Here is a 5,430-nt window from a genome sequence, read left to right as displayed (position 1 = left end):
AGGTCGATACGCAGTGATATACCAAGCATCGTAGACATACGCGCGATCCACCCATTGTTGACCATCAATAAGAACCGCTTGCTTAACCTCCTCGGATACCCTTGTACCAATCGCTCTACCTACTTCAGTATCGCTGTCTAAAGGCACGTTGGTACTAACCCTCACATCATCAAGAAATACCGTTACCGTTCCTTTGGGGCGTCGACTGTCTAGTGTGTCGTTTGGATAGATAAGCTCTCTAATCTGGTCAACAAGAATGGTGCTATTGTTCAGTAACAGTCCCCCATCAAGATACCCAACGAGTTGATTATTGGAGTCTAGAATCGGAAGAATTGAACGACTTACCAACCCATCGGTTTTTATTTGACTCGATTCACCTATTTCACTTAATTCGACTAAGGGGATTTGCGCGTACAGGCTCAGATCACTCCCGAATGCTTCAAGCTGCTGTTGAGAGAAGCGGTCGAAAAAGGTGTGAGCAGTAGGAAGAACACCTGACTGCGATTGAATTGGAAAGATCTTTTTATCGAGCTCCTGTTGAGTTGATGATTTGGGAAACAGGTTCTTATTATTTGGGGAATCAGCAGCAGAATCGATCGGATAAAACGCGAGAAAATCGAGATCATAGCGATATCTTTGTGATTCGACCCATGACGTAAATTGTTCAGATGTAAAGTGACCATTTGAGTGCGTTTTATTCAGACCAATACGAAAATCGTAGGATTGAGAAAGTGACTCAATGGCCTTAGCTTGCTTTTGTTGAAGCAATGCGATGCTATTGTTTGCCACCCCTAGCCGTTCTGACACATCAACTAATGCGGCATTCCATGTGTAAGTAATAGACCAGTAAATCGTAATACCAATCAAGGAGATGAGCGTAAGAACAATGGGCGCAGAAGTGAGGATTAGCAGTCGATAGCGCACCATTGAATTAAATCGATAACGCCACTTCCCCAAGATATCCCGCCGAGTGCTATGCGTTGCTCTTGAAGAAGCGTCATTATTTTTCAAGTTCAGTTTCCTCTGTGAGCCATTCTTTGAATTTTCGCTCGAGTGTTTTCCTAGCCACCCCTAACTCACGTGCCGCCGCCGATTTATTGCCATCATATCGATCGACAATTTTGAGTATGTGGGCTCTTTCTACTTGTTTTAAAGACCAGGAATCTGGGTAACCGCTTTGACTGCCAGGACCTGTTGGTGAACTTCCATCCGTGCTGATTAATTCGGATTGTTCAGCTTCCACGTTCATCGGATGAACCGTCTCACCATTTGACTCACGCCAATAGTGAGCGGGAGGCTTGCCAAGTAAAATGCACCGCTCAATCAGGTTTTTTAGCTCTCGTATATTGCCTGGCCAGTTGTAATCGTTAAGTGCTGAAATATCTTCATAGGCCCAATTTGGTGTGGGCATGCTTAATTCACTGGTAAGCATTTTTGTAAAGTGAGGCACCAACTCTTTTAGGTCTGATTTCCTTTCTCTTAAAGGAGGAACGCTAATTTTTAGTACATTAAGGCGATAATAGAGGTCTGATCGAAATAACCCGTTTTTTACTTCCATTTCAAGATCACGGTTGGTTGCCGCAACGATACGAACATCAACGTTGACTTCTCTTTCGCTGCCCACGGGTCGAATCGTCCTTTGTTCAAGCACGCGCAGCAACGACGCCTGCATAGTCAAAGGCATCTCACCGATTTCATCTAAAAACAATGTGCCCGCGTTAGCTACCCTAAATAGTCCTTCTTTGCTTTTCTTTGCGCCCGTGAATGCGCCAGAAGTGTGCCCAAACAGCTCACTGGCAAGTAGATCGGGTGTCATCGCGCCACAATTGATAGGAATAAAAGGCCCTGAGCGTTCACTGGCTTCATGAACTCCTCTTGCCACCAACTCTTTTCCAGTGCCTGATTCTCCTTCAATTAGCACCGATCCTTTTGATGGCGCAAACATCGCGATCATCTGTTTTAATTGCTGAGTTTTGCTGGAGTGGCCAATAATGCTCGTTGCGCAATGACGCAGCACATCACGCTGCAGTGCGTATTGCATCCTTTGGGCAAGTTTCTTTTCCATGCATCGCTGAACAGCTTGAAGCATCTGCTCTAGATTAAAAGGTTTAAGGATGAAATCACTAGCACCAAGCTTTAGTGCTTTAATAGCGGTTTCAAGATCCGCATACCCTGTCATAAATATCACGTCGCAACGTTTGTCGGAATCGCTGAACGCTTCATGCCAATCAACACCGGATCGACCAGGTAAATTAATATCTAATACAATGAGGTCAAAATGATGTTCTGACCGAATCCCCTCTGCTTCTTCAATGCTGGCAGCGCACTGCACTGTCGAAAACCATTTACTTAACGCTTTTTTTAATATGGTTTGCATTCCAATTTCATCATCTACAACTAGAACTGAAAACGCACCGTATTTTTGATTATTGTTTGCATTGAGTAAGGACGACATAAGTATCTCGTGTATGAACAAAAAGTTACATCCGATTGTAGCAATGTTTTTCGATCCGACTGTGACTTATGTGCGACATTTTGTCCTTTCTCTCTCATAAGTTAATATTTATCTCGTTATTCTCATGTTTTTAATTGCAATAGCCTTGTATTTCAATAGATTACAAGTTGGCATTTGATTTGCTTAATAGGCATAACTTTTAAACCTATTTATGCATTTTATTATTCAACGGAATTATTAATATGGACTTCGCTCGTTCGGCTTTAATCACTGTGTCACTTGGCTTATTCAGTTTTACTTCTTACGCGGCTAACCAAGAGTTACCTCACGTTCGCTTAGCAACCACGACCAGCACATATCATTCTGGGTTACTCAATCATTTGTTACCTGAATTTGAAAAAGATACCGGTTATAAAGTGGATGTGATTGCTGCGGGAACAGGTAAATCCTTGAGAATGGGCGAAAATGGTGACGTTGATCTAGTCATGACCCACGCACCTAAAGCAGAAGCGACTTTTGTATCCTTAGGCTACGGTGTTCAGCCGAGAAAGTTGATGTATAACGATTTTGTGATTGTCGGACCTAAAGACGATCCCGCTAATATCGTCGGTGAAAACACCGTTCTTACCGCTTTTGAAAAAATAGCTCAGAAAAATGCGACGTTTATTTCCCGTGGCGACGACTCTGGCACTCACAAAAAAGAAATGGGCCTATGGGAACAAAGCAAGATCGACCCTAATTTCGGTGGGTATCGCTCTGTTGGACAAGGAATGGGGCCAACGTTAAACATGGCCGCTGAGATGCAAGGTTATACCATGACCGATAGGGGTACTTGGCTGGCTTACAACAACAAACTGGATCTCACCCTGCTTTTCCAAGGCGATAAAAAGTTATTTAATCCTTACCAGGTTATTCTGGTTAACCCAGAGCGCTACCCAAGCATTAATTATCAAGGGGCTAAGGTTTTAAGTGATTGGTTAGTCGCCGAAAAAGGACAAGCGCTGATCAATCAGTTCAAGCTCAATGGCAAGCAGCTGTTTGTCTCTAACGCGGCTGAATAGTAAAAACCTTAACCCAATAAAGTAATGCAAACCCCATTCTTCGCTGAAACGAAAACGGTCGTATTTAAACGAAAACAACTTTTTTAGCGAAGAAACTTTTTAGGCGAAGCGTCTTGGGATTTCAATAATGAAGAGAACAATAACCTCATGAGCCTTTGGCAAACAACGTTAGATGCGTTAGCGCTTTTATTCAGTCTTGATCATGAACTGTGGGAAATCGTAGCGGTATCGTTTAGCGTCTCATTGTCAGCGATCTCTGTGGTGTTACTTCCTGCTATCGTATGTGCGTTTGTTCTCGCGTACAGTGAATTTCCTGGTAAATGGTTTTTATTGTCTCTTATCAACACGCTTCAGGCTATCCCAACGGTCGTTATTGGGTTGCTCCTATATATGATGCTCTCACGAGCGGGGCCATTGGGAGATTTACAGCTCCTTTTTAGTCAAAAAGCGATGATTGTCGGACAGATGTTGATCTGTTTTCCCGTTCTGGTTTCAATGATGCACGGTTCATTACAATCGAGTGATAGACGCTCAGTTGAAACCGCCGTAACGCTCGGTGTATCACTCTACCGAGTCGCATTGACGGTCACATGGGAATTAAGGTTTCCACTAATGGCTGCTGTTGTTGCGGCGTTTTCTAGAATTGTCACTGAGGTCGGCTGCTCAATGATGGTTGGGGGAAATATTATGGGGCTGACTCGAAACATCCCCACCGCCATAGCAATGGAAAGTCACAAAGGCGCGTTTGCACAGGGTGTGGCTCTTGGTATTGTGCTATTAACGCTCGCATTGGCGCTTAATTCGGCAATGTCGATGATGCGTGGCAAAGGCTATTTACGGACCTAATGGAGGAGGTATGACGATTAAAATCACGACTCAACAACTTTCAATGCGTTTTAAAGATCGTATTCTTTTCCATATACCCGAGCTATCGATCGGCCCCAGTGATGTGGTCTACCTGAAAGGAGACAATGGTGTAGGTAAAACAACGCTACTTAAAATCCTTTCCGGTTTGGTTAAACCGAGTGCAGGTAACATTGTCACCCCCAATCGACACTGGTTAACACGATTTACCGGATGTGTTGGGTACAAAGATATTATCTATTTACATCAGACTCCTTACCTTTTCGATGGCACGGTTTATCAAAATGTTGTTTATGGGATTCGTTTTCAAAAACTCTCAAAAATAGATAAACGATCGCAGGTTATCACTGCCCTTAGAATGGTTGGTTTAGAGACATTAGCCGACGAACATATTTCGGTACTTTCAGGTGGTGAAAAGCAGCGCGTTGCGATGGCAAGAGCCTGGATACTGAAACCTTCAATCTTATTGATGGACGAGCCCAGCGCATCACTTGACCAGGAGTCGATTCACCGATTGGTCGTTATGGCGCAAGATTTAATCAATCGAGGCGCAAGTCTGGTCATTACGAGTCATCAAACTAATGCACTCACTCAATTATGTCGAAAACAATGGTGGATAAAAGATTCGACTCTTGTAGAGTCACCATTATTACAAATTATTCCAGATGTAGAACAAGAGAGTTCATATGTTAACACCGGTGCAAACTAGCTGGGTCATCTTAGCTGGCGGACAAGCCACTCGAATGGGCGGGCATGATAAAGGATTGATTAATCTTGCTGGTAAACCGCTCATTGAACATGTGATAGCGAGGTTAGAGCCTCAAACGGATTCCATTAGGATCAACGCAAACAGAAACCTCGCCATTTATCAACAATACGCCTCGGTCATCGATGATGAGTTCAAAGGTTACCCTGGCCCGCTCGGTGGTATCCACGCAAGTCTTGGTAAATCAGAGACCGAATGGGTCGGATTTGTCCCTTGTGATAGCCCACTCATTAATCACGATCTGGTCGAACGTTTCGAGAGCCAAATAACCGAGAGTGTCGATA

The 5,430-nt window shown here is 43.7% G+C and carries 6 protein-coding genes; 4 read left to right on the top strand and 2 right to left on the bottom strand.

Annotated features, from left to right (window positions below; all coding sequences use genetic code 11):
- Together ACP45E_RS01750 and ACP45E_RS01745 are read right to left on the bottom strand one after the other, a co-directional pair.
- A partial coding sequence (locus tag ACP45E_RS01750) for a cache domain-containing protein (RefSeq protein WP_198927671.1) occupies positions 1–927 on the bottom strand: 927 nt, incomplete at its 3' end.
- A 73-nt stretch (positions 928–1,000) separates the two neighbouring features.
- Positions 1,001–2,455, bottom strand: coding sequence for a sigma-54-dependent transcriptional regulator (locus tag ACP45E_RS01745; protein ID WP_017038581.1), 1,455 nt, complete (start codon positions 2,453–2,455; stop codon positions 1,001–1,003).
- A gap of 242 nt (positions 2,456–2,697) precedes the next feature.
- Here ACP45E_RS01745 and ACP45E_RS01740 point away from each other — a divergent pair, with 242 nt between their 5' ends.
- The 4 genes from ACP45E_RS01740 to mobA all read left to right on the top strand — a co-directional run.
- Entirely contained in the window at positions 2,698–3,516 is an 819-nt protein-coding gene (locus ACP45E_RS01740) for a substrate-binding domain-containing protein (protein ID WP_017033346.1), read from the top strand.
- Between the two features lie 147 nt (positions 3,517–3,663).
- Entirely contained in the window at positions 3,664–4,362 is a 699-nt protein-coding gene (locus tag ACP45E_RS01735) for an ABC transporter permease (protein ID WP_017033347.1), read from the top strand.
- A gap of 10 nt (positions 4,363–4,372) precedes the next feature.
- Complete coding sequence (locus ACP45E_RS01730) at positions 4,373–5,089, top strand: energy-coupling factor ABC transporter ATP-binding protein (protein WP_017033348.1); 717 nt, start codon at positions 4,373–4,375, stop codon at positions 5,087–5,089.
- Positions 5,067–5,430: molybdenum cofactor guanylyltransferase (gene mobA / locus ACP45E_RS01725; protein WP_141707178.1), on the top strand; the 364-nt coding region annotated here is incomplete at its 3' end. The genes ACP45E_RS01730 and mobA, both read left to right, overlap by 23 nt.

Origin of the sequence: Vibrio genomosp. F10 str. 9ZD137, from assembly GCF_049974785.1 — a bacterium.
In the GTDB taxonomy this organism is placed as follows: Bacteria; Pseudomonadota; Gammaproteobacteria; order Enterobacterales; family Vibrionaceae; genus Vibrio.
This window is presented reverse-complemented; position numbering and strand designations above follow the sequence as displayed.

Excerpts from the sequence above, each read along its gene's own strand:
- ACP45E_RS01730 (WP_017033348.1), top strand. The coding sequence starts at position 4,373 with ATGACGATTAAAATCACGACTCAACAACTTTCAATGCGTTTTAAAGAT.
- ACP45E_RS01740 (WP_017033346.1), top strand. The coding sequence starts at position 2,698 with ATGGACTTCGCTCGTTCGGCTTTAATCACTGTGTCACTTGGCTTATTC.
- ACP45E_RS01735 (WP_017033347.1), top strand. The coding sequence starts at position 3,664 with ATGAGCCTTTGGCAAACAACGTTAGATGCGTTAGCGCTTTTATTCAGT.
- ACP45E_RS01745 (WP_017038581.1), bottom strand. The coding sequence starts at position 2,455 with ATGTCGTCCTTACTCAATGCAAACAATAATCAAAAATACGGTGCGTTT.